A 22948-nucleotide genomic window follows, 5' to 3' on the forward strand; every position below is an offset into this window, starting at 1 on the left:
TGAATAAGTTGAAATAAAAAAGATAGAGAGAACTCTATCTTTTTTAAAACAGCGGCAAATGTGGAGCAGGTGAGACATAGCTAAAACTAAAACTAAAACTTAATGCAGTAATTAAAATCACTGAATATAAGAAATAGCGTTTTGCCCAAACCTGATCATTTTCAGCTTTAAAACCAATGATTGATAAATATACCCAATAAGCACAGAGTGCGTTAAAGGTGATAAGAAAAAACATATTGGTATAGCCAAAACAATACAAACCATTTAACACCGCAGCAAACAGCAAGACATAAATCAAGCTTTCAACTTTCGTGCGGAAAATTGAACGTGCTACAGGTAAAATTGGAATGCCTGCATTTTTATAGTCATCAAAGCGGTATACCGCAATTCCCCATGAATGAGGCATTTGCCAAAGTGCATATGCTAAGAAAAGCAACAATGCGGCAACATCAAATTCATTGGTCACAGCTGTATAGCCGATCACTGGTGGACTAGCACCAGAAATACTTCCAATCACGGTTTGGTGAATGGATGTGCGTTTGCTCCATAGACTATAAAAAATCACATAAACCACAAAACCAAGTACAGCAAAGCCAAAGGCATAAGCATTAACAAAGAACCAGAGTAGGGCGAAACCTAATATTCCAAGCGCAGCAGAAAATGCCAAAGCTACGGAAGGACTGATGGTTTTTTTAACTAATGCACGGTTCATCGTCCGTTCCATCTTTTGATCAATATCTTGATCAATGACGTTATTGACGACACAGCCAGAAGCAACAACCAGTGTTGTACCGAGTAGAGTGATGAGAAGAAGGAGGAAATCTACAGACCCCTGAGCGGCTAAAAAGAAGCCGCCCAGAGTGGTAACGAAGTTACCAAAGAGAATTCCTGGTTTAGTCAGGAATAAATACTTTTTCAACATGACGATCAGTTTAGATCATCATGTTGTAGTGTAAGTAGTTCATAATCCATACAGAGCCGACTAGAAGTACAGCAATACAAAGTACTGTATAGATAAATGCAATCACGTTCCAACGTTGCTCTGAAGATGAGTTCATGTGCAAGAAGTAAACTAATTGAACTAGAACCTGAGCAACCGCTGTAATTGCGATAACTGCCATAACAATACCGCGACCAAAACCACCAGCCATTACCATACCGAATGGAATTACGGTCAGGATAACTGAAAGGATAAAGCCGATCGTGTATTGCTTGGTGTTACCGTGTGAAGCACCAGCTGAGTTATGATCGTGACTCATTATAGAACTCCCATCAAGTAAACTACGCTGAATACACAGATCCAAACGATGTCAAGGAAGTGCCAGAACAAGCTTAGGCAAGCAAGACGACGAGTGTTTGGAAGAGTCAAACCATTTTTCTTGATCTGAATCATCAAAATGATCATCCATACCAAACCTGAAGTTACGTGAATACCGTGCGTACCTACTAAAGTAAAGAACGACGATAAAAACGCACTTACGCTTGGACCGTGGCCAGCATGAACTAAGTGATTAAACTCATATAGTTCCATGCCGATGAATGAAGCACCGAATAACCAAGTGATCGCTAACCAAGTTAAAACTTGGTTGACGTTCTTTTTGTATGCAGCAAGAACCGCAAAACCAAAAGTTACAGAAGAGATCAAGAGAGCGAAAGTTTCAGTTAAAACGAAACCTAAAGACTCACCGAATAATTCTTTTGCACTTGGTGTGCCCATAGGCACATGGCTACTTAAAACAGCGAATGCAATGAAGAGTGTACCGAATAGAATCAAGTCACTCATCAAATAAGTCCAAAAACCAAAGACGGTGATGTCAGTATCATCGTGGTGATGATGCTCATCGTGTCCGTGGTTTTCGTGATGAAGTACGTCAGCCATTGTCTTAGTCCTTCTTCAAATGTTTTTCAAGAATCGCGTAACGTTCATTTTCAATACGCTCAACTTCAGCAGCAGGAACATAGTAGTCCACTTTCTTCGTAAACGAAGATGCGATGAAGCTGATAATAGCAGCGATGAACATCACAACAACTAACCACCAGATATGCCAGATTAAACCAAAGCCCATAACAGTAATGAACATGGCAATCACAACACCAGCAGCACGATTCGTTGGCATATGAATGTCTTCGTATGAAGTAGGTTTCGCATACGCTACGCCATTCTCTTTGTCATTCCAGAACGTATCAATACCATTGATTGTTGGAAGGTGAGCAAAGTTGTAGAACGGAGCAGGAGACGAAGTCGCCCATTCAAGTGTACGACCATCCCATGGATCGCCTGTAAGGTCGAGGTTGTCGTTGCGTTGTAAGTAACCAACAACAATCTGCATAACGAAACATGCAATACCAATCGCGACTAACACAGAACCGAAGAATGCAATAGCAATGTACGGATCCCATTCAGGGTTGTCATATGTATTCAAACGACGAGTCATACCCATGAAACCAAGGATATAAAGTGGCATGAATGCAAAGTAGAAACCGAAGAACCAGAACCAGAACGCAGCTTTACCCCATGCTTCATTGAGCTTCCAACCAAACATTTTCGGCCAGTAGAAAATGATGCCGGCAAACATACCAAACACCACACCACCGATAATTACGTTATGGAAGTGAGCAATCAAGAACAATGAGTTGTGTACAAGGAAGTCCGCAGGTGGAACCGCCATTAATACACCAGTTAAACCGCCAATACCGAATGTTACAAGGAAGCCAAGCGTCCATAACATAGGAGTAGTGAAGGTGATACGACCCTTATACATTGTGAATAACCAAGAGAAGATTTTCACACCAGTAGGAATCGCAATAACCATGGTCATGATACCGAAGAACGCATTCACGTTCGCACCAGCACCCATGGTGAAGAAGTGGTGAAGCCATACTACGAACGCAAGTACTGTGATCGCAATTGTTGCATACACCATTGATTTGTAACCGAACAACGTTTTACGAGAGAACGTTGATACAACTTCAGAGTAAATACCAAATGCTGGTAATACTAAGATGTAAACTTCTGGGTGACCCCATGTCCAAATCAAGTTTACATACAACATTGGGCTACCACCCATGTCATTTGTAAAGAAGTGGAAACCGAAGTAACGGTCAAGCGTTAACATCGCAATTGTTGCTGTTAACACTGGGAATGACGCAATGATCAATACAGCTGTACACAAAGATGTCCAAGTAAAGATCGGCATGTCCATAAGTGACATACCAGGCGCGCGCATTTTAATGATGGTAACGAAGAAGTTAACACCCGTTAATAGCGTACCTAAACCTGAAATCTGAAGTGCCCAGATATAGTAATCCACCCCCACGCCTGGAGAGTATTCGATACCTGAAAGAGGAGGATAAGCCATCCAACCTGTTGCAGCGAATTCACCAATTGCAAGAGATGCCATCATTAAGCCTGCAGCACCAGCAAATAACCAGAAGCTTAGAGAGTTTAATAATGGGAAGGCAACATCACGTGCACCAATTTGAAGTGGTACAGAGATGTTCATTAAGCCAACAACTAGACCCATTGCTACGAAGAAGATCATGATTACACCGTGTGCGGTGAAGATCTGATCGTAGTGTTCTGGGTGTAAATAACCTTCACCGCCACCTTTTGCAAGGAACAGTTGAAGACGCATCATAATCGCATCGGCGAAACCACGCAAAAGCATGATGATCGATACGAAAAGATACATGATACCAATTTTTTTATGGTCGACTGATGTGAACCATTCGTTCCACAAGTAGCCCCATTTTTTAAAGTAGGTAATACCAGCAACAACTGCGATACCACCTAAGATCATCATTGCAACTGTGACCAGTACAATTGGATCGTGCGGAATAACGTCCGGACCTAACTTACCTAAGAAGCTCATGTCTTATTCCCCTACAACTGATGAAGCAGGTTCAACAGCGGCATGTGCTTCAGATGAAGCAGCCCCGTGAGCACCCGCAGTCGCTGAGTGATCAGCACCGTGATAGTTGCTCATATATTTGCTGATGACTGACTTAAACAAGCCTTCCTCTACAGAAGAGTAGTAAGTCACAGGGTGTGGCTTAGTTGGATAAGGCTTCATTGCCTCAGCAGCAGCCTTCTCTTCAGGAGTTTTTGCTTTTGAAATCAAAACTTCAATTTGGTGTTTACCACGGTTACCGTCACGTAAAGACTCAAATTCAGCTTGATCTAAAATTGTTTTTTGTACAGCTTTAGGATTAATGCTTGTACCGTTACCTGCTTTAACTGCAGCAACCCATTCAGCGAATTGAGCGTCAGTTACAGAGTGAGCACGGAAGCGCATTTGCGAGAAGCCGTAGCCTGAATAGTTCGAAGAGAAACCGCGGTAGCCTTCAGCTGGGCTAGTTCCATCTGCTAACAAATTCAAGTGCGTTTGCATACCTGCCATTGCATAAATTTGACCACCTAACGCAGGGATGAAGAACGAGTTCATCGTGAAGTTAGAGGTAATTTTAAGTGCAACTGGAGTTTTTTCAGGGAAACGAATTTCGTTAACCGTCGCAATGTTAAGATCAGGGTAAATGAAGATCCATTTAAACTGTTCTGCAATGACTTGAATATTTACAGGTGCTTTATCAGATTCGAGCGGGCGGTAAGGGTCATACTTGTGTGAACCCCACCAAGTTAACCAAGCCAGAATACCAATAATAATGACAGGAATACCCCAAACTACAATTTCAATTGCAGTAGAGTGTGCCCATGTAGGTTTATAGTCTGCATCTTTATTCGACGCGCGATATTTCCAACCAAACCATAATGCCATTACGACTGATGGAATAACCACCAATAGCATTAAATAGATCGCAGTCATCATTAAGTCAGATTGACCTTGTGCAACTGGACCTTTTGAGTTTAGAAGTACCATATCACCACCACACCCAGTTAAGAGCGCGGCGATCGCAGATAAAGACAATACAGCTAAAATCGTTTGTCTCATTTTACAACCTCGGTGAAGAGTCCCATTCCCTAATAAAATTGGGATAGCGATTAAAGTGTCGCATGGTTGAAAAGTTTCTTTTTAAGTCTAAAACACTTCTCAATCATAAGACACCGCTACGTTGTAGGGCATTATGCCTCATATCGACAAACTAAGCTATACGTAAAGGTGCTTTAAATAACTGTTATAAAAACCGATTTTTTCACTCGGAATTTTATAAATTATTTAGGGATTTATTTTGAATATCAATAAACTGCAGAAAACTGAGGTGAGCCAAACCTCAGCTTAAATATGCTCAAATTAGTGCTTAATGACCTTAGTTTTCGCCAGCTTATCGTGCAAAGTTTGACGCTTTGCAGTTAAACCAAAGACGTGATCGGCGATGGTAATAAACGGCATGAACAGCATATTGAGTACAATAAAGACAACACTGCGTAATGTGAATACACGTAAAAGGCTGACTTTTTCGTTGGTTTCAACGTCTACAATTTTAATTTTGGTGATTTTTTTACCAATACTTTGACCATTTTTTGCTAAGAAAAAGGCCTGTATACCGAGCATAATCAGCAGGTAAATGCCCATGGTGGTCCATGCTTCAGTTGGAATCAAACTGAACAGTTGTGCTTGCAGTTCACTGGCCTGTGTTGCTGTGGTGGCAGCTTGCATTTTTTGCTGAATTTCAGTGAGTTCACCAAATTTATCTGCTTGTAAAAAGAACGAGGGAATCGCAGCGGCAGGGAGCCAAAGAAGTAAATCAATGACTTTGGCTAAGACACGTGTGCCTATTGATGCCAGTTCAGGTTGAGCAACTTTCGCCGCTGTGTGGTTTGGCTGTGAAAATTGATTTGGCGTATGTATTGGCTCAGGAATAGGGGGCTGAGGTAGATAACCTACAGGTTCATACGCCAGTTTTCCTTGGGTGAGTTCACCTAAAGCTTTCCATTCAGGCATACCCTGATGCCAAACTAAATCCGTCAATAAAACTTGTTGGCTTGCGAGCATCTGATTCAATTGCTCTAAGGTATATGGACCGGCTTGTTGATTATTTCGTGCCAAGTAAATCTGCATATAAACTTAATCTCAAAATATAAATTGGGATATTAAAATAATAAATGTATTTGTTTTTAGATTAAAAACAAATAAAAAATCTATGATAAAACATGCGGATAGTCTAGAGAATTTCAAGCTAAAATTAACCAAAACTACACAAAATGCAGGACAGTGTAGCAAGGATTATGCTGCTTCTTCTAGCTTTATCGCAATGCGATCTCTTCTCAATCAAGATGTTGGTGCATGAATGCCAGACTTAGTCTAAGTTTTTGTATAAAAACGTTTGTTTCAATGCGAATGCGTTGAAAGAGTGGATATAAAAAAAGACCCTTGAAAGGGTCTTTTTTATCGGATCAAAAAGTTAAGCTTTTTGAACTTTCTCTTCAGCAAGGAAGAACCAAGTGTCTAATACTGAGTCAGGGTTAAGTGATACAGATTCGATACCTTGTTCCATCAGCCATTGCGCAAGATCTGGGTGATCTGATGGGCCTTGACCACAGATACCCACATATTTACCTGCTTTACGGCATGCATGAATTGCCATAGAAAGAAGCGCTTTTACTGCTGGATCACGCTCATCAAATAGGTGAGACACAATACCAGAGTCGCGGTCTAGACCAAGTGTTAACTGGGTTAAATCGTTCGAACCGATAGAGAAGCCATCAAAGTGTTCCAGGAACTGTTCAGCCAATAATGCGTTTGTTGGTAACTCACACATCATGATCACTTTCAGACCATTTTCACCACGTTTCAGTCCGTTTAACGCCAATAATTCAATTACACGTTTCGCTTCATGTACAGTACGTACGAAAGGAATCATGATTTGAATATTGGTTAAGCCCATTTCGTCACGTGCTTTTTTCAACGCGCGGCATTCTAATTCGAAGCAGTCACGGAAGTTGTCAGACACATAACGGCTTGCACCACGGAAGCCCAACATTGGGTTTTCTTCTTCAGGTTCGTATAACTTACCACCGATCAAGTTTGCGTATTCATTTGACTTAAAATCAGACATACGAACGATCACAGGTTTGTCTGCAAATGCTGCAGCAAGGGTAGAAATACCTTCAACCAGTTTTTCAACATAGAACTCGATTGGCGATGCATAACCCGCTGTACGTGCCATCACCGCAGCACGAGTTTCACGTGGCAAGCTGTCAATGTTCAACAATGCTTTAGGGTGGACACCGATCATACGGTTAATGATGAACTCAAGACGTGCAAGACCAATCCCTTCATTTGGAATTTGTGCAAAGTCAAATGCGCGGTCAGGGTTACCGACGTTCATCATAACTTTGAACGGAAGCTCTGGCATCGATTCGATAGAGTTGGTTTGAATCTCGAAATCTAAAGAGCCTTCGTAGATGAAACCTGTATCACCTTCTGCACATGAAACAGTCACTTCCTGACCGTCTACTAGAACTTCAGTTGCATTACCGCAACCAACGATTGCTGGAACACCCAATTCACGCGCAATAATCGCTGCGTGACAAGTACGACCACCACGGTTAGTGACAATTGCAGCGGCACGCTTCATTACTGGTTCCCAGTCTGGGTCAGTCATGTCAGATACAAGCACGTCACCATCTTGTACTTTGTCCATTTCTTTAATAGATGTAACAATACGGACTTTACCAGAACCGATACGTTGACCGATTGAACGACCTTCACAAATCACAGTACCTTTTTGTTTTAAAAGGTAGCGTTCCATGGTGCCGACATTTTCACGGCTCTTCACAGTTTCAGGGCGCGCTTGAACGATATAAATTTGACCGTCATCGCCATCTTTTGCCCACTCGATGTCCATTGGAGAACCATAATGGTTTTCAATGATCAGCGCTTGTTTTGCAAGTTCTTGTAGTTCGTGGTCGTTTAATGCGAATTGTTGACGCTCTTGTTTTTCAACATCAACCACAACAACTGATTTACCTGCAGATGCTTCTTCACCATAAATCATTTTTTGGTGTTTAGAACCCAGATTACGGCGGAGTACAGCGTGCTTGCCTGCATTTAAAAGAGGTTTAGAAAGGTAGAATTCGTCAGGGTTTACAGCACCTTGAACAACCATTTCACCCAAACCATAAGATGCAGTGATGAAGACTACGTCACGGAAACCTGATTCAGTGTCGAGTGTAAACATTACACCTGCTGCACCAGTTTCAGAGCGAACCATACGCTGAATACCAGCAGATAAAGCCACAACATCATGCGCAAAGTTTTGGTGTACGCGGTAAGAAATTGCACGGTCGTTATACAGTGATGCAAATACTTCTTTGATCGCGATCAATACGTTGTCGATACCGCGAATGTTTAAGAAGGTTTCTTGTTGCCCTGCAAAAGAAGCATCTGGTAAATCTTCTGCTGTCGCAGAAGAACGAACGGCAACCGCGATGTCTGGGTTGCCGTTTGAAAGCTCTGCAAATGCTTTACGAACTTCTTGTTCGAGTTCTGCCGTAAGTGGAGTATCTACAATCCATTGGCGAATTTTCGCGCCTGTTTCAGCAAGAGCATTTACATCATCAACATTGAGGACTTTTAACTCTGCATTGATTTTAGCGTTTAGGCCACTTTGCTCGAGAAATTCACGATATGCTTGAGCTGTAGTAGCAAAGCCACCTGGTACAGATACACCTGCATTTGATAGGTGGCTGATCATTTCACCTAAAGATGAGTTTTTCCCACCTACAAGTTCAACGTCGTGTTTCCCTAATTTTTCTAGACCAATTACGCGCGCTTCCAAAGTTGTTACTCCACTTTTGCAGTATTTAATCACTATCTTGGCATCAGATTATAACAAATCTACTTAGCTTTTTGATTTTACTAAGCGACAGTCATGTAAGATCGGTTTACTATAAAGATTATATAGCACTAAGACAAATTTTTGAGGAGAATTTTAATGTCAGGAAGTAAACAATTTAAGCGGAGCGTTTTTTTTGTATCTGATGGTACTGCAATTACCGCTGAAACCCTTGGGCACTCGCTATTGGCGCAGTTTCCAAATGTTGACTTTGACATTCATATTATTCCTTATATTAGCTCTGAAGAAGCTGCTACAAATGTGGTTGCTGAGATCAATTTAAGGGCACAACAAGACGGACAAAAGCCACTGGTTTTTGACACTTTAGTTGACCCGTACGTGCGTGACATTATTAATACTGCAAATGCTATAAATCTTGATGTATTTGAAGGGCTTATTAGTAAATTGTCTGAGGAGCTGGGAACACCGCCTACAACTTTAGTCGGACAGACCCATGCGGTGACCGATTCGGAGTCTTATAAAGCACGTATTGATGCGGTGCATTTTGCTTTAGATAACGATGACGGTGCACGTACACGCCACTATGACAAGGCCGATCTGATTCTGATTGGGGTGTCACGTTCGGGTAAAACACCGACGTCAATTTATTTGTCATTACAGTTTGGGATTCGTGTTGCAAACTATCCATTGACTGAAGAAGACTTGGATGACAACCGTTTACCTGCGGTACTTCGCGCGCATAAACAGAAGCTTTTTGGTTTGATGATTGATGCTGAACGTCTTGTTGCTATTCGCTCTGAACGTAAAGCCAATAGCCGTTATGCAAGCTTCAGCCAGTGCCAAATGGAGCTTCGTGCAATTGAAGGGATTTATATCTCTGAAGGGATTAAATACTTAAATGTCTCGGAAATGTCGATTGAAGAAATTTCAACTCGTGTACTCCAAATGACGGGTTTAAAACGTCGCATTGGTTGATATTGTCATTACATTATAAAGCGTCATATTGATGATGCTTTATAATGTTGATCAATATAAAAATACAGATTAGATCAAATGAAAATAATATCAAAATGCCTATTAGGTGTATTTTGTTTTGCTCATTTTAATATGGCTGTATATGCGCAAAATATATCAATTCAGCAGGCTGAGCAGGTGATTGATCAAAAATATGCAGCGCTAGATTTTTATGCAGTGAATCAACAGATCGAAAGTGATGTGGTTGATTTAATCCGTGAAAATGCAGAAAGTTATGCTTATTCTTTCCCCAAATTGACTGAGAATCTTAGACTAAAGATTAATGCCTCACCGGACCAACTGCTTAAATTCTATACCTTTGATGTAGGTGGTGGCGGTACCATGGGTGAATTTTCATCCTATGTGCAGATGAAATCGAGCAATTCCACTAAACTTCAGCCTTTAGAAACAGGCTATATTTTAAAGATTGATCAAGTGAAATGGGGTGCACAGCCGATTTATCTGATTCAAAGTTATTACAAAGGCGATAGTTGTCACGGTCTCTATCAAATTCAAGCCTTTAAAATGCATGCCCAAGCTTTGACAGCAACACCAGTTTTTCAGACCAAAAAACAGCAGTTAAGTTCAATTGAAGTAGATTATGACTGTCATTGTGACGAAGAGCAGCGCGGTTCATATATTCGTGTTTCAAAAGACTTAAACAAGCTTGATATCACTTTATTGGATCAAAACAGTCGACCGACTGGAAAGTACTTACGTTATCAGCGTTCAAATACAGGCTATCGGTATACAGGTGTGACGAAATAAACAACGGGTAAGTAGGGAAACTTACCCTATATGGTTAATGGCTATAGGTGGTAATGATCACATCGACGGGATATTCAGCTCCATCTAAACTTTGAATATCATGTTCTCGAATTTTGACGATCGGCCAAGTGATTAGCTTACAGTTGTCGCGCTGTAAGGCATGATAATAATGATCGGACTTAAAAAATTTAAGTTTATCGGCAGCGGAGTTAGGTTTGAGTTGGTGTCTAAGCCATGGGTCTTGAACTTGGGTTTCTAAGAAGCGTAAAGCCAGTAGGCATTTGATACGTGTGTTAAATAGGCGTCGGTTCTTAATAACCAGTGGATGTTGAATTAAGCGCTGAATTCCACGCTCTGTTTTTGGCAAGATAAATTGTGGCGCATTTTGAAAAACATAGACCGATTGAGCGACCTGACAAATCGATTCAAGGGCAGTTACTGTATGCTGGTTGGTACCAATAATTGCGACACGTTGTTCAGTAAAAGCATGTTGTTTAATTTCTGAAGCAGTAATCAATTGCCCTTTAAAATGCTGAAAATATTCGGGATGGTTTTGAAATAAACCAGATACGTTGTCAGTTGAATGCAAATTGACCATGCTTGATCCTTAATTGTTTTTTATCGTCTTTCCTTAATTTATTATTTTTAGTGCTTTTGCTCTAAAAAAGCAAAGTGATAAATTGTCTGAGCAGTCACGCTAACTTTAGTCTAGACATAGCAGCAGTTTTGCAGGGCTTTAAGGATTTTTTAAGTATCGGCTAAGATTTTGGTTATTCATTTATGCACGTCGCCTTATGGGTATGCATTAATACGCATAAGGCGATTCACTTCATTTGTACTTAGTTATTTTTGATCTGCATGAGACGTTCAAAGTTTTCTAAACGCTTGTCCGTGTCATAGATGTCACAGGTGAAAATAAATTCATCGACATCATATTCTAAAAGAAGCTGTTTTAAGCCTTCTTTCACCGTGCCATTGGAACCGATTTGGGCCATGGCATAAAAACTGTCTACTGACATTTTTTCCGCAGGTGACCATAGACCGTCCATACTGGCAATCGGTGCTTTTAACTTTAAACTTTGACCGCGCATGAGACCTAAAACACGTTGGTAGGCACTAGTCGCTAGATATTCAGCTTCAGCATCGGTTTCAGCAACGACCGTCGGGACACCCATAGATACATAAGGTTTCGATAAGTATTCGGAGGGTTCAAAGTTTTCACGATAGAGCTGAATCGCTTGTTTCAGCATACGCGGTGCAAAGTGTGATGCAAAAGAGTAGGGAAGACCGAGTTTTGCAGCCAGTTGTGCACTAAATAAACTTGAACCGAGTAGCCATACAGGCACATGTGTCCCTTGCCCTGGAGTTGCAATGATGCGCTGATTCGGCTCAGCGTCTTTAAAGTAATGCAGAATTTCTAAGACATCTTGTGGGAACTGATCTTCAGTTTCTTGACGGCCACGGCGAAGTGCTCGCATGGTCACTTGGTCTGTACCTGGTGCTCGACCTAAACCTAATTCGATCCGGTTTGGATAGAGTGTCGCAAGCGTACCGAATTGCTCCGCTACGATCAGCGGGGCATGGTTCGGGAGCATGATGCCGCCTGAACCCACTTTTAAGGTTGAGGTATTCGCGAGTAAATAGCCAAGTAGTACCGCAGTTGCAGAGCTGGCAATACCATCCATATTATGATGTTCTGCAAGCCAAAGACGGCTATAGCCTAAATGCTCAGCTTGTTGAGCCAATTTTAAGCTATGTTGTAGAGTGAGTTGTACAGTTTGATCTTCGCGGACAGGAGCTAATTCTAAAATAGAAAATTGAGTCTCGGACAACGTGCGCATTCTAGTTCTCAGTTTCGTTTCATATATCGAAATAATACGATATAACTGCTATTTTGTATATCGATTTTATTCGATATTGTAGTTGTTTTATATAAGGTGTTGATTTAAAAATGAAACTAAATATCTATTCAATATCGTTGAACCGCACTAGCCACATATGCATTTAAAACAAAAAAAGGGGATTACTGTATTTAGCATAACAATGTAGTATTTTTTTGAGTGTAGTTGTCAGATAAATAAAAAGCACCCGAAGGTGCTCTTTTATTTGAAAATGTTTTATGCGGTGCTTAACGTTTCCCGTTTTTGTACCAGCCCAAGTGACGGCCATTGTCACCACGGTAGTTGCGACCATTATATTTATAATTGCTATTACGGTAGCCACGGCTGTCATAACGACGATCATAACGGTCGTCGTAACGGCGGTCATATTCGTCATCATAACGACGGTCTTCAGAGACTTTTTTACCCAGAACTGCACCACCCGCTGAACCTAGACCTGCGCCAATATACCCACCATTGGTACCGCCCATGTTTTTACCTACGGTATAACCACCAGCACCACCGAGTGCTCCACCAATGATTGCACCATTACGGTCACGTTTGTTGGCTGAAGCAGCTGCACCTGCACCACCACCAATGGCAGAACCAATCATCGCGCCTGTTTGTCCACCCATTTGGTTACCAATCGCGGCACCGACAACACCACCTAATGCAGATGTTAGTGCAGTATTGGTTGTATTACCTGCATATGTTGTGGTCATCGTTAATGCTGAAGCTGCAATTACGGTACTCATTAAAATTGATTTAATTTTCATTTTTAAACTCCTAAGAGCATGTCTATTTTGTCTTGATTTCACTTTAGCGAAACAAGTGGGAAGAATAATGAAGAGAAATTTTATCGAAACCGTTGCTTTGGTAAGTGCTGTGTAACGACTCTTCGTATTTTCTACCAGTTTGGCTGATGTGTTGTTGCGTCTAAATCTGTGCCATAAAAAAGCACCCGAAGGTGCTTTCAATGACATCTTTACGATGCAGCTAATTAATGGTGTTTATGTTTTTTCTTCCATTTTTTACCATGGTAAGAGTCATACTGTTTATCTTTTGAGATTTTGTTGCCGAGTGCTGCACCGCCCGCTGCACCTAATGCAGAACCCACGTAGCCACCATTGGTTCCGCCCATGCTTTTACCTACGGTATAGCCCGCACCACCACCGATCGCACCGCCAATAGCAGATTCAGTACGATGACGTTTGTCACTTGCAACTGCTGCACCACCTGCACCACCAAGTGCTGCGCCAATAGTTGCACCAGTTGTGCCGCCCATGTTTTTACCAATTGCTGTCCCTGCAACACTACCTAAAGCACTGGCTGCTGCAACGCGAGTTGTGCTGTCTGCATACGCAGTTGCAGTAAACATAGATGCCGTTGCTAATGTTGCTGAAATTAAGAGTGTATTAAGTTTCATGTGTTTCTCCATGTCCAACATTGGTTGAACTGTCTTACTTTTTTCGATGTGGCTAATGTAACAAAAAGATTCCAGTTAATTGTGGAGAGTTAAAACTAAATTGAAACCCGTTGGTTTCTTGTTTGTATCAGTTTTATTACAAATGTGAATAAGCAGAATGAAATTTATCCAAAACCGTGCAAATGTGGATAAACCTAGGAGTGATGCAGTTCACACTCTGAATTTTGAGCTGAAATGACCTATTTAAAAAATGTATATGAAATAAGCTGTTTTGCATTTTTTAAGCGTTAGTAAGTGCATAAACACGCTTTAAAAGTGTATCAATCTACTGAGGCGTATAAAGTAAACGTCGCTCAGGATTGAATAAAGATGTTCTTTGCGTGATAGAGCCGTTAAACTAAGCGCAAATTTTTTGGTGCTGTGAAACTGTATTGCAGCCTTTATATTGAGATATTTTCCTAATGAAAGAATCGTTACGTTTACGATTAGATCAACTTTCTGACCGTCACGAAGAATTAACAGCATTACTTGCAGATGTAGAAGTCATTTCGGATAACAAACGCTTTCGTCAGTTGTCACGTGAACATAGTGATTTAAGTGAAATCGCAGAAGTGTGGACCAAGTACAAACAAGCAGAAGCTGATATTGAAACGGCTGAAGCGATGCTGTCAGATCCTGATTTTAAGGAAATGGCTGTTGAAGAAATTAAAGAAAATAAAGCTATTATTGCGTCTTTAGAAGCTGATTTAAATATCTTAATGATTCCGAAAGATCCAAATGATGCGAACTCTGCATATTTGGAAATTCGAGCGGGAACAGGTGGTGATGAAGCCGCTATTTTCTCGGGTGACTTATACCGCATGTATAGTAAGTACGCTGAATCACAAGGCTGGCGTATTGAAGTGTTGTCTGAAAATGAAGGCGAACACGGTGGTTATAAAGAAATCATTTGCTTGGTGAATGGTGAAGGCGTTTACGGCCGCTTGAAGTTTGAAAGTGGCGCGCATCGTGTACAACGTGTACCTGCAACAGAGTCTCAAGGTCGTGTGCATACTTCGGCGTGTACCGTTGCGATTTTGCCTGAAATTGATGTCGATACAACGGTCGAGATTAATGCATCAGACTTACGTATTGATACCTACCGTGCCTCAGGTGCGGGTGGTCAGCACATCAACAAAACCGATTCGGCTGTGCGTATTACCCACATTCCAACAGGAACCGTGGTGGAATGTCAGGAAGAACGTTCACAACATAAGAACAAAGCCAAAGCGATGGCTTTACTTGCTTCACGCTTGGAAAGTGCAAAACGTGCAGCAGCTGATGCAGCAACTTCTGAAATGCGCCGTGACTTGGTTGGCTCGGGCGATCGTTCAGAACGTATCCGTACCTATAACTACCCGCAAGGTCGTATGACCGATCACCGTATTAACTTAACTTTATACAAGTTAGACGCAGTTATGGAAGGCGATTTAACTGAACTATTAGATAGCTTACATCGTGAATATCAAGCAGATCAGCTTGCGATGCTTGCACAGCAGAATGGTGGATAATGAATATTGCCCAAGCTTTGGCTTTACGTGGTGAAGCCGAGAGTTACGAACGTCAAGAGAACGCATGGTTGTTGGAACACATTACCAAAATTGATTCTTTCGATTTGGTTATGAAAAAAGATCAAGTGCTGACCGATGAACAAGAGCAAGCATATGTTACTGCTTTGGCACGAATCGAAGCAGGTGAACCTTTGGCCTATGTGACAGGTTCACAGCCGTTTTGGACATTGGATCTGATTGTCACTCCTGACACTTTAGTACCACGTCCAGATACCGAGGTACTGGTAGAAACTGTATTACGTTTAGACTTACCTGAAGATGCCCGAATTGTCGATTTAGGTACGGGGACGGGTGCGGTTGCGCTTTCGTTGGCCTGTGAACGGGACACATGGGACATCACGGCGACCGATATTTATGAGCCAACTTTAGCCGTTGCGCAGCAAAATGCAGAAAAGCATGACTTAAATGATGTGACTTTTGTGTGTGGCAGTTGGTTTGCACCGCTAAATCGAAAGTTTTTTGATGTGATTGTCTCGAACCCGCCGTACATCGATGCCGATGATGCTCACATGCAAGACTTAGCAACTGAGCCTGAACGTGCTCTAGTTGCTGCGGATCATGGTTTGGCTGATTTAAAAGTCATTATCCAGCAAGGCAAAAAGCATTTAACCCTCGATGGTTGGGTGGTGCTTGAGCATGGTTATGATCAAGCTGACGCTGTACAGAAAATCTTTAAAGAGGCGGGCTATAAACAAGTCCGGACTGTGAAAGATTATGGTGGGAATGACCGCGTTACATTAGGGCAGTGGACACAATAATTTCATTGTTCCCTCCAAAATAAAAGCGCATTCGATGCGCTTTTATTTTTTCTACCTTATGTTCCAAATACGTCACGCCAACGCAGGAGCCAAGTCTCAATGGCCTTCATGATGCTATCACTGAGTTTTCCGAGCACGGCTAGAAGAATAATTGCTAAGATCACAATATCGGGGCGTGAAGTTTCTCGGCCATCACTCAGTAAGTAGCCAATGCCTTGTGTTGCTGCAATGAGCTCTGCGGCAATCATAAACATCCATGCCAAACTTAAACTGTTGCGCAGTCCCGTTAAGATCCCCGGAGACGCTGCAGGCAAAATAATCTGTTGTACTTGCTGCCAGTATTTCAGCCGATAGACTTGTGCAACTTCGATGAGCTTACGATCGACACCTTTAATAGCCGCGACCGTGTTGGTATAAGTCGGAAAAAATGCGCCAATCGCAATCAAGGTAATCTTCGATGCTTCATCAATTCCCAGCCACAGTAAAAGTAGAGGAATCCAAGCTAAACTCGGGATGGATTTAATCGCTGAAAAACTGGGTTCTAAAAACGCTTCAACCTGTTTATTGAGTCCCACCAAAATCGCAAATATTAAAGCCAGGGCACTCCCAATAAAAAAGCCTAAAAACACTCTCCATGTACTGGTCCAGACATGCATCCATAAATCTGCCTGCCATAAATCTAGAAAGGTTTGCCATAGACTACTGGGGGCAGGCAATAAATAAGGTTCAATAAAACCTGCACGGACCAGATATTCACAAGCAATCAGTAAGAGCACTGGAAGGGTGATCGCTTTGAGAACACTCTTCAATTTCAACTGAAATGAGGAACTCTTTTTCACTACAATAGGGCTGAAAGAGCTCGCGACTGACTTGGTCATTATTTGCTTACAACCTTTTGTGCATATTGTGGTTTAAACAACTGAGTCACGATTTGATTAACATTGGTGCCTTTACGGACTAAGTCTTCTTCATTTAAAATGCCGCCAGACTTTTGTAATTCGGCAATCTGTTTGGCTGACGGAATGTTTTGATCAAAGTTGGTACGGCTTAATTGTAATTTTGCGACATTCAACGGAAGTTTGGACTCACGTGCCAGTAACTCCGCCAATTTCTCTGGATTAGCTTTGGCCCATTTACGTGCTTGCTCATAAGCTTTAATCACTGCTTCAATGGCTTCGGGACTTTGCTGAGTAAAAGACTCTTTGACACTGAGTACGCTATAGCTGTTAAACCCAATATTTCGATACAACAGTTTTGCGCCAGATTGCACTTGTGCCGATGCCATCAATGGATCTAAGCCTGCCCAAGCATCGACTTGACCACGTTCTAAAGCTGTTTTTCCATCTGGATGTTGTAAATGAACCAGTTGAACATCACGTTTATTTAGACCCACTGTATCCAGCGCTTGTAAGGTAAATAGAAATGGATCTGTGCCTTTGGTTGCGGCAATTTTTTTCCTTTTAAGTCTTTTAGGCTTTTAATTTGGGAGTTTTTAGCAACCACCAAAGCAGTCCATTCAGGTTGGCTTTGGATATAAACGGTCTTGATTGGACTGCCGTTGGCACGACTGAGTACGGCTGCAAGTCCAGCGGTTGAAGCAAAATCGACACTGCCGCTATTTAAATATTCCAGCGAGCGGTTACTGCCTTGGCTAAACACCCATTTAATTTCAGTTTTAGGTAAGGCTTTTTCTAACAGTTTTTGTTCTTTCACCACAAGGCTGGTTGGTGCGTAGTAGGCATAATCGAGTTTGAGCGTGTTTGGAACAGCGGCATGGGTATAAGTGCCGATCAAACCTAAAATCAGTGAAGTGCTCAGTAGTTTAAAGTTTTTCATTTTGCATCATTTAAATAAGTTCATTTGTGAGTTCTTTTAACCTGATGTATGCGAAAAATAAAAAAAGAAAAATGGATAACAAAATACTAAATTGAAATAAGTAGATAATCTTGATTTAAGTGTCTGAATTTTAATAAGTATGTTGAGCTTTGTGTAGTTTTTGGAGTATAGAATAACTTTAAAAAAGCATAGAATAATTTCTTCTTATATGAAGATTGCATAACTAAATCATTCATTTTGAATGTAAAAAAGCGACTGTAATAGTCGCTTTTTTAAGGGCTTGCAAGTTTACATAGGATAGTCTTGTAAGCTGTCAAACACTTCAACTTGCTCTAAAGCATCTGTTTCAAGTGCAAGACAAAGTGTCACAATTTTCTTTAGATCAGCTAAATATTGTTCATCTTTAAACGATGCACCTAACTGCAGGGCTTGAATACGGTCAGCGCTAATATCCAACGCTTGAGCAGCTTCAATCGCATTAACTTCATTAAAAAATGCAGTAACAGCATGATTTAATTCAAGGTCTGATGCATTGAGAATACCTTGATCCAGTTGCTCTTCAAATTGTGGGGTAGGAGACTGCAAAGCTTGAGTAAAGTTTTGCACCAGACGTTGATCGAGAACATCAATCATTTTAAGCATGTCATAACCTTTAAAAGAAATAAGGTGATTAAACAGGGGGAGTACAGCCAGAAAATAAGCATTAAAGAATGCTTTAAAATTGGTTGAAAAATAATCCATTTTGGAACTTTTTGCAAATAGATTCCGATAAATGAAAGATGGATTTGTTAAGTAAATGAAAAGATTAAATTTATTAAATTGAGAGCATGTTTACATTTTACACTACTGTTGCAATGGTCTCGGATCGATCAAAAGAAGTATTCAATGCGGACTATCGAGGGACTTCAATTGAAAAGTTATTGGAATTATTTTTAAAGTATTGAAAAGTAATAACTTGTTAATATCTTTGTTGCAATGGTCTTTATTTTACGCATCACTGATGCGAACTCAAAACATTGTGGAATTGCAATTTATAAGGACATGCTAAAGCAACATGAGGTATATCACCTTGCTTTAGCTGTCTTTGTTTGATGTGGAGAATGATGAACGTTTAAGCCACTAGTTAAAGTGCTTTTGCCTCAGTTGTTCTAGACGGAGTTGATATTGCTGCTGCCATGCAATTTCAGCTAAGTTTTGTTTTTGCTGGTTCATTTCTTGGTTGAGAGCAGCAAGTTCAGATTGATAACTGGCGATCTGTTGTTGTTGTCGAGCGACTTGTTGTTCGCGTTCAGCCAACTGCGCCGCTTCTTTGCCTGAAAAGTAGCTGTTACGAATTTGTTGGGTAATTTCTTGCTGTTGTATTGGGTCGGTGACGCCAATTAAAGCCAATTTAAGGGCTTTATCATAACTACCACTTTGACCATCAATATTTTTGCTCGGGTTTTTATATTGTTGCTGTAGTTGTGAAAGTTCACTCAGCCGTTGTTGTAAGGTCATGTGTAGTGCGCGGCTCAAGAGCTCACCATAAGCAAACTGATAGCTGGCAAACTCTTTTTCTTCAGCAAAGCCGAGTTGTGTTTCTTGCTTACCTAAAGTCTGTTCGCGTAAGTTCCAAATCTCCTGATAACGCTGTTGCGGTGTCATTTGTGTGGACATGGTTTTAGCTTGCATTTCTTTTTCGTACAGTGGTAGGCGTTCTATCAATTGTTTTAAAGTCTGGGCAAACTGTTGATCTGGATATTCGGCCAGTACCTGTTTTAATAACGCCTGACAGTTGGTATCAGGGCAGTTTTGCTGTAACTGGTTTAAGAATTGTGTGATATTGCCCGGATTTTTTTGAAAATGTTGAATGATTTGTTGGATGGATTCTTGTTGCTGTTGTTGCTGCATTTTTGACTCGTCATTGTTTGCAGCGGCAAGCTTCTCTTGCAAACTGCTGGGTTGAGCAGTCTCTGTAAGGGACGGTGAGGATGCCTGAGTTTGACCCGATGTGGCATATGATGAGCCAAGGCCCAACCATATCACCACACCGATCACCAATACACTCAGCACCAAAGCGATAAGCCCAAAGCGCTTCATTGTTCTTCCTTATGGGTTGTATTGGAATTGACCCATTACTGGGAAGTGGTCAGATAAGTCCCAAGTCATAAATACAGGGTCGGCAGCCGAGCGAAGAATGCGGACATCATTACGTGCTTGCATAGGCTGACGGTGGTTATTGGATGACACCACGTAGTCTAAATACTCTACGGTAGAGCCACCCGTGAGTCCTGCACCTGCGAGTTTATTCACTCGTGGATCGAAGGTCGATGCGGTATATCCTGTGCTGACTGGTACTGTACAATTCAAGTTAATTTGCATTTGCGCATAATCTTGCGGCCACAGGAGTTTGTTGACATTAAAGTCACCGCCCATGAGCACTGCATCAAATGATGGAATATTTTGCTTATCGACCAAAGCGCGGATTTGCTTAAATTGTTGCTGGCACATATCACGTGCCGCGTCGGTATCAAACGATGCGGTATGTGTGGAGGTCACATGATAGGCTTTGCCATTCTTGAGAATTTCAGCATAAATCACGCCTTTATCGGCAAAACAGTCAATCCCTGTACAGCTCGGGTAAATAAAATGATCCGTTTTTACAATTGGATGGCGACTTGCAACCAATATGCCGCTGTCATAGATATTGAAACCTGAACCGATTGGAATATAGGTTTGGTACGGATATTCCTGCGCTAATTTGGCCAACATGGCGGTACGACCAGAAGCAAAGGTTTCTTGGAATAAGATCGCGTCGTAGCCTTTTAGGTTTTGCGGCAGTTGCTCTAAACGCGAATCAATTTTACTTCCTACTAAAGGAAGCGCATAAATATTGTAGGTTAAAACTTTAAACTCATCAGCACTGCTGGCGACGGGTTCTGGCACGGTATTTTGATGGATAGTGTAGTGGAAGTCGTCATAACCACCAGTGTACTCAGCTTTAAACGCAGTCTGTGCCGTTTTTCCTGCATAATTGGTGTTGAAGCGCTGAATGTTACGGTCGTTAAACCATGGTGCAGAAAAATCACTGCCAGATGCAGAGTGTTTAATATCACTGCCAGACCAAGTGCCGGTCATGGATTGCTTCAGGGTGACGCTTGAACCACCGCCTGTAATCACGGTATCAAAATTATAAGTCTGACCTGACTTTACCCCTGTATAACGGTTAAAACGCAGTACACGTTTGGTTTCATAAGGTGCAATTTGGGTGGCTTCTTGGGCCCATTGACTCCCTTGCGTTAAGGTGCGTGTACCGTGATGGTTAACATTAACGGAGACTGTTTCAGGGGTGGTATTGGTCACATAAACGTATGAGTCGGCTATCACTGGCTGACTGCACAGCAATAATAATAACCATCCGATATTTTTCATTAAGTTTTTATTTAATTGGGTGCTCATGTGTTCCCTCCATGATGTTTTTATTCAATATTGTGTAAAACAATATGACGAGATCACTATGGCAGGTAATTTTTTTAAGTCAGTGACAAAGTGCGACAGCGCCCTGATTTTCCGATGAATGAGCATCAAAAAATCAATTTAATTTATAAGCCCTGTTGACATTTTATTTGGAAAATCAAAACCAAAGCTAGAACAATAGAATGATAAGGTTTTACTTTAACGAGAGAATTTTATGGGTCGGTTATTTGTTATGTAGAAAGAGCAAGAGCGTTTCGTAGTTGCTTATACCAATCGACTGAAGTTAAGTATCCTTATTTTGACGATAAGCGCCAGGGCTGACCCCAGTCCACTTTTTAAAAGCACGATGAAAAGCACTCGGATCATGAAAATTGAGTTCAGTGCTAATGTCTTGTAATGATACTTGGCTGTTACTGAGCAGCTCAATCGCCATATCACGGCGTATATCATTTTTGAGCTGTTGATAACTGAAACCCTCACTTTTCAGTCGACGCTGAATAGTTGCCTCAGACATATTGAAATGATGGGCAATTTCAGACAGTTCAAGCCACTGTATCGGGGGGTCTTGCATTAAATAGCGACGAATTTGGGCACTGGTTGAATGTGGGTTTTTATAACGGGTCAGTAAAATATGTGGGGTTTGCTGAATAAATTGATACCACGATTTACTGTACTGTTTTATGGGCATTTTTAAATAATTGGCATCGAACTGAATATAGTTTTCAGCCATTTGATACTGGATATTTTCACAAAAACGAACTTTGTAGTCGATGTCATCTGTAGGTGCATCACATTTGAGTTGAATTTGATTCAAAATCACCCGTTGACCCACTAGCCAACACATTAGGGCATGAATCAGCATGATGTAAGTTGCGTAACTAAACATACGCTTGGGCTGTTGTCGTTCATAAATCACAATATAGGCATAATGCTCTTGCACCATGAGTTGACTGCTAAAGTCGTCTAGTACCAGATTCATAAACTGCAAAATATGCTGAATGGCTTGGTCCAACTGGGTGGTGTGTAATAGTGATTTAGATAAAAACTGAAAACTGCCACGGCGCATAGCATGGCGATCCATCCCAAAGAACTCATCATTCATCACATTGGCCAGTTCAGTCCAGAGCTGTGCATATTGATTGACTGAGACTCGTGCTTTTGTCGCACTTAACAATTCGCTATTGATGCCTGCATTTTTCAAAATATCAGCAACTGCATATCCCTGCTTTTCAGCTTCAAACAATGCTTCGTGTACCAAAGCAATTGAAATGGAATCTTTCTGGGCGTTTGCATGTTCCGATGCAGTCATAGTGGCTTCCATATTTTTATTGTGCATTTTGAGCATTGTCCAAAACCATCATGGAAGATGCAATATTTGGAAATTGTACTCAAGTGCTTCTGTGTTTACATTTCTTCTTAAGTCGTAGCATTCAATCATACAAG

20 protein-coding genes and 1 pseudogene are annotated in these 22948 nt (G+C 41.3%); 4 read left to right on the top strand and 17 right to left on the bottom strand.

The genetic code is table 11. The features are described from left to right. Positions 1 to 43: 43 nt before the first annotated feature. From cyoE to ppsA, 7 genes are all read right to left on the bottom strand, one after another. Entirely contained in the window at positions 44 to 922 is an 879-nt protein-coding gene (gene cyoE / locus ACSC9N_RS06110; protein ID WP_004982036.1) for a heme o synthase, read from the bottom strand. 10 nt (positions 923 to 932) lie between these two features. Further along, positions 933 to 1262: a cytochrome o ubiquinol oxidase subunit IV gene (locus ACSC9N_RS06115; protein ID WP_026056475.1), complete on the bottom strand. Its 330-nt coding sequence runs from the start codon at positions 1260 to 1262 to the stop codon at positions 933 to 935. Continuing rightward, on the bottom strand, positions 1259 to 1879 hold the full coding sequence (gene cyoC / locus ACSC9N_RS06120) for a cytochrome o ubiquinol oxidase subunit III (RefSeq protein WP_004696446.1): 621 nt from the start codon (positions 1877 to 1879) through the stop codon (positions 1259 to 1261). The genes ACSC9N_RS06115 and cyoC overlap by 4 nt, the downstream gene beginning before the upstream one ends. Before the next feature lie 4 nt (positions 1880 to 1883). Further along, on the bottom strand, positions 1884 to 3872 hold the full coding sequence (gene cyoB / locus ACSC9N_RS06125; protein WP_004982033.1) for a cytochrome o ubiquinol oxidase subunit I: 1989 nt from the start codon (positions 3870 to 3872) through the stop codon (positions 1884 to 1886). A 3-nt stretch (positions 3873 to 3875) separates the two neighbouring features. After that, on the bottom strand, positions 3876 to 4949 hold the full coding sequence (cyoA, locus tag ACSC9N_RS06130; protein ID WP_004696450.1) for a ubiquinol oxidase subunit II: 1074 nt from the start codon (positions 4947 to 4949) through the stop codon (positions 3876 to 3878). Between the two features lie 300 nt (positions 4950 to 5249). Next, positions 5250 to 6017, bottom strand: coding sequence for an RDD family protein (locus ACSC9N_RS06135; protein ID WP_010327034.1), 768 nt, complete (start codon positions 6015 to 6017; stop codon positions 5250 to 5252). Between the two features lie 343 nt (positions 6018 to 6360). Then, a complete protein-coding gene (gene ppsA / locus ACSC9N_RS06140) occupies positions 6361 to 8739 on the bottom strand; it encodes a phosphoenolpyruvate synthase (RefSeq protein ID WP_004982030.1) in 2379 nt (792 codons plus the stop codon). A 156-nt stretch (positions 8740 to 8895) separates the two neighbouring features. On the opposite strand from ppsA, the gene ppsR reads away from it, so the two are divergent. Both ppsR and ACSC9N_RS06150 read left to right on the top strand, forming a co-directional pair. After that, positions 8896 to 9732 (top strand): posphoenolpyruvate synthetase regulatory kinase/phosphorylase PpsR, encoded by an 837-nt coding sequence (ppsR, locus tag ACSC9N_RS06145; protein ID WP_005400687.1) that lies wholly within the window; start codon positions 8896 to 8898, stop codon positions 9730 to 9732. A 132-nt stretch (positions 9733 to 9864) separates the two neighbouring features. Further along, positions 9865 to 10539 carry a hypothetical protein gene (locus ACSC9N_RS06150; RefSeq protein WP_010327033.1) on the top strand — a complete coding sequence of 225 codons (675 nt, stop codon included), beginning with the start codon at positions 9865 to 9867 and terminating at the stop codon, positions 10537 to 10539. A gap of 34 nt (positions 10540 to 10573) precedes the next feature. Here the strand turns inward: ACSC9N_RS06150 and ACSC9N_RS06155 are convergent, their stop codons facing one another. The 4 genes from ACSC9N_RS06155 to ACSC9N_RS06170 form a co-directional block, all read right to left on the bottom strand. Beyond that, positions 10574 to 11137, bottom strand: a complete 564-nt coding sequence (locus tag ACSC9N_RS06155) for a hypothetical protein (RefSeq protein WP_010327032.1) — start codon at positions 11135 to 11137, stop codon at positions 10574 to 10576. A gap of 241 nt (positions 11138 to 11378) precedes the next feature. Next, positions 11379 to 12380, bottom strand: a complete 1002-nt coding sequence (locus tag ACSC9N_RS06160; protein ID WP_010327031.1) for an LLM class flavin-dependent oxidoreductase — start codon at positions 12378 to 12380, stop codon at positions 11379 to 11381. A gap of 287 nt (positions 12381 to 12667) precedes the next feature. After that, positions 12668 to 13195: a hypothetical protein gene (locus ACSC9N_RS06165; RefSeq protein WP_010327030.1), complete on the bottom strand. Its 528-nt coding sequence runs from the start codon at positions 13193 to 13195 to the stop codon at positions 12668 to 12670. A gap of 224 nt (positions 13196 to 13419) precedes the next feature. Continuing rightward, positions 13420 to 13845 (bottom strand): glycine zipper domain-containing protein, encoded by a 426-nt coding sequence (locus ACSC9N_RS06170; RefSeq protein WP_010327029.1) that lies wholly within the window; start codon positions 13843 to 13845, stop codon positions 13420 to 13422. Between the two features lie 461 nt (positions 13846 to 14306). Here ACSC9N_RS06170 and prfA point away from each other — a divergent pair, with 461 nt between their 5' ends. Beyond that, complete coding sequence (prfA, locus tag ACSC9N_RS06175; protein ID WP_010327028.1) at positions 14307 to 15395, top strand: peptide chain release factor 1; 1089 nt, start codon at positions 14307 to 14309, stop codon at positions 15393 to 15395. Next, entirely contained in the window at positions 15395 to 16213 is an 819-nt protein-coding gene (gene prmC / locus ACSC9N_RS06180) for a peptide chain release factor N(5)-glutamine methyltransferase (protein ID WP_010327027.1), read from the top strand. Before prfA ends, prmC begins: the two co-directional genes overlap by 1 nt. Before the next feature lie 56 nt (positions 16214 to 16269). On the opposite strand, the gene ACSC9N_RS06185 is transcribed toward prmC, so the two are convergent. The 6 genes and pseudogenes from ACSC9N_RS06185 to ACSC9N_RS06210 all read right to left on the bottom strand — a co-directional run bounded on the left by ACSC9N_RS06185 (position 16270) and on the right by ACSC9N_RS06210 (position 22814). Beyond that, positions 16270 to 17091, bottom strand: a complete 822-nt coding sequence (locus tag ACSC9N_RS06185) for an ABC transporter permease (RefSeq protein WP_010327026.1) — start codon at positions 17089 to 17091, stop codon at positions 16270 to 16272. Continuing rightward, positions 17091 to 18049 (bottom strand): annotated as a pseudogene (locus ACSC9N_RS06190) (aliphatic sulfonate ABC transporter substrate-binding protein). The gene ACSC9N_RS06185 and the pseudogene ACSC9N_RS06190 overlap by 1 nt, the downstream one beginning before the upstream one ends. A 288-nt stretch (positions 18050 to 18337) precedes the next feature. Further along, positions 18338 to 18691, bottom strand: a complete 354-nt coding sequence (locus ACSC9N_RS06195; protein WP_029575052.1) for a hypothetical protein — start codon at positions 18689 to 18691, stop codon at positions 18338 to 18340. Positions 18692 to 19168: 477 nt separating this feature from the next. Continuing rightward, complete coding sequence (locus tag ACSC9N_RS06200; protein WP_010327023.1) at positions 19169 to 20128, bottom strand: hypothetical protein; 960 nt, start codon at positions 20126 to 20128, stop codon at positions 19169 to 19171. A 9-nt stretch (positions 20129 to 20137) separates the two neighbouring features. Then, complete coding sequence (locus ACSC9N_RS06205) at positions 20138 to 21460, bottom strand: sphingomyelin phosphodiesterase (RefSeq protein ID WP_439036136.1); 1323 nt, start codon at positions 21458 to 21460, stop codon at positions 20138 to 20140. Between the two features lie 328 nt (positions 21461 to 21788). Beyond that, positions 21789 to 22814 carry an AraC family transcriptional regulator gene (locus tag ACSC9N_RS06210; RefSeq protein ID WP_029575051.1) on the bottom strand — a complete coding sequence of 342 codons (1026 nt, stop codon included), beginning with the start codon at positions 22812 to 22814 and terminating at the stop codon, positions 21789 to 21791. Between the last annotated feature and the right edge of the window lie 134 nt (positions 22815 to 22948).

Origin of the sequence: Acinetobacter sp. PC34 (assembly GCF_051789135.1) — a bacterium.
Taxonomy (GTDB): Bacteria; Pseudomonadota; Gammaproteobacteria; order Pseudomonadales; family Moraxellaceae; genus Acinetobacter; species Acinetobacter johnsonii.

What these genes read in the sequence shown, in the direction of transcription:
- ACSC9N_RS06165 (WP_010327030.1), bottom strand. Translation starts at nt 13,195, where the DNA reads ATGAAAATTAAATCAATTTTAATGAGTACCGTAATTGCAGCTTCAGCA.
- ACSC9N_RS06200 (WP_010327023.1), bottom strand. Translation starts at nt 20,128, where the DNA reads ATGAAGCGCTTTGGGCTTATCGCTTTGGTGCTGAGTGTATTGGTGATC.
- ACSC9N_RS06160 (WP_010327031.1), bottom strand. Translation starts at nt 12,380, where the DNA reads ATGCGCACGTTGTCCGAGACTCAATTTTCTATTTTAGAATTAGCTCCT.
- cyoB (WP_004982033.1), bottom strand. Translation starts at nt 3,872, where the DNA reads ATGAGCTTCTTAGGTAAGTTAGGTCCGGACGTTATTCCGCACGATCCA.
- ACSC9N_RS06185 (WP_010327026.1), bottom strand. Translation starts at nt 17,091, where the DNA reads ATGACCAAGTCAGTCGCGAGCTCTTTCAGCCCTATTGTAGTGAAAAAG.
- ACSC9N_RS06195 (WP_029575052.1), bottom strand. Translation starts at nt 18,691, where the DNA reads ATGCTTAAAATGATTGATGTTCTCGATCAACGTCTGGTGCAAAACTTT.
- ACSC9N_RS06170 (WP_010327029.1), bottom strand. Translation starts at nt 13,845, where the DNA reads ATGAAACTTAATACACTCTTAATTTCAGCAACATTAGCAACGGCATCT.
- cyoA (WP_004696450.1), bottom strand. Translation starts at nt 4,949, where the DNA reads ATGAGACAAACGATTTTAGCTGTATTGTCTTTATCTGCGATCGCCGCG.
- ACSC9N_RS06210 (WP_029575051.1), bottom strand. Translation starts at nt 22,814, where the DNA reads ATGACTGCATCGGAACATGCAAACGCCCAGAAAGATTCCATTTCAATT.
- ppsR (WP_005400687.1), top strand. Translation starts at nt 8,896, where the DNA reads ATGTCAGGAAGTAAACAATTTAAGCGGAGCGTTTTTTTTGTATCTGAT.
- ACSC9N_RS06155 (WP_010327032.1), bottom strand. Translation starts at nt 11,137, where the DNA reads ATGGTCAATTTGCATTCAACTGACAACGTATCTGGTTTATTTCAAAAC.
- cyoE (WP_004982036.1), bottom strand. Translation starts at nt 922, where the DNA reads ATGTTGAAAAAGTATTTATTCCTGACTAAACCAGGAATTCTCTTTGGT.
- cyoC (WP_004696446.1), bottom strand. Translation starts at nt 1,879, where the DNA reads ATGGCTGACGTACTTCATCACGAAAACCACGGACACGATGAGCATCAT.
- prmC (WP_010327027.1), top strand. Translation starts at nt 15,395, where the DNA reads ATGAATATTGCCCAAGCTTTGGCTTTACGTGGTGAAGCCGAGAGTTAC.
- prfA (WP_010327028.1), top strand. Translation starts at nt 14,307, where the DNA reads ATGAAAGAATCGTTACGTTTACGATTAGATCAACTTTCTGACCGTCAC.
- ACSC9N_RS06205 (WP_439036136.1), bottom strand. Translation starts at nt 21,460, where the DNA reads ATGAAAAATATCGGATGGTTATTATTATTGCTGTGCAGTCAGCCAGTG.
- ACSC9N_RS06135 (WP_010327034.1), bottom strand. Translation starts at nt 6,017, where the DNA reads ATGCAGATTTACTTGGCACGAAATAATCAACAAGCCGGTCCATATACC.
- ACSC9N_RS06150 (WP_010327033.1), top strand. Translation starts at nt 9,865, where the DNA reads ATGGCTGTATATGCGCAAAATATATCAATTCAGCAGGCTGAGCAGGTG.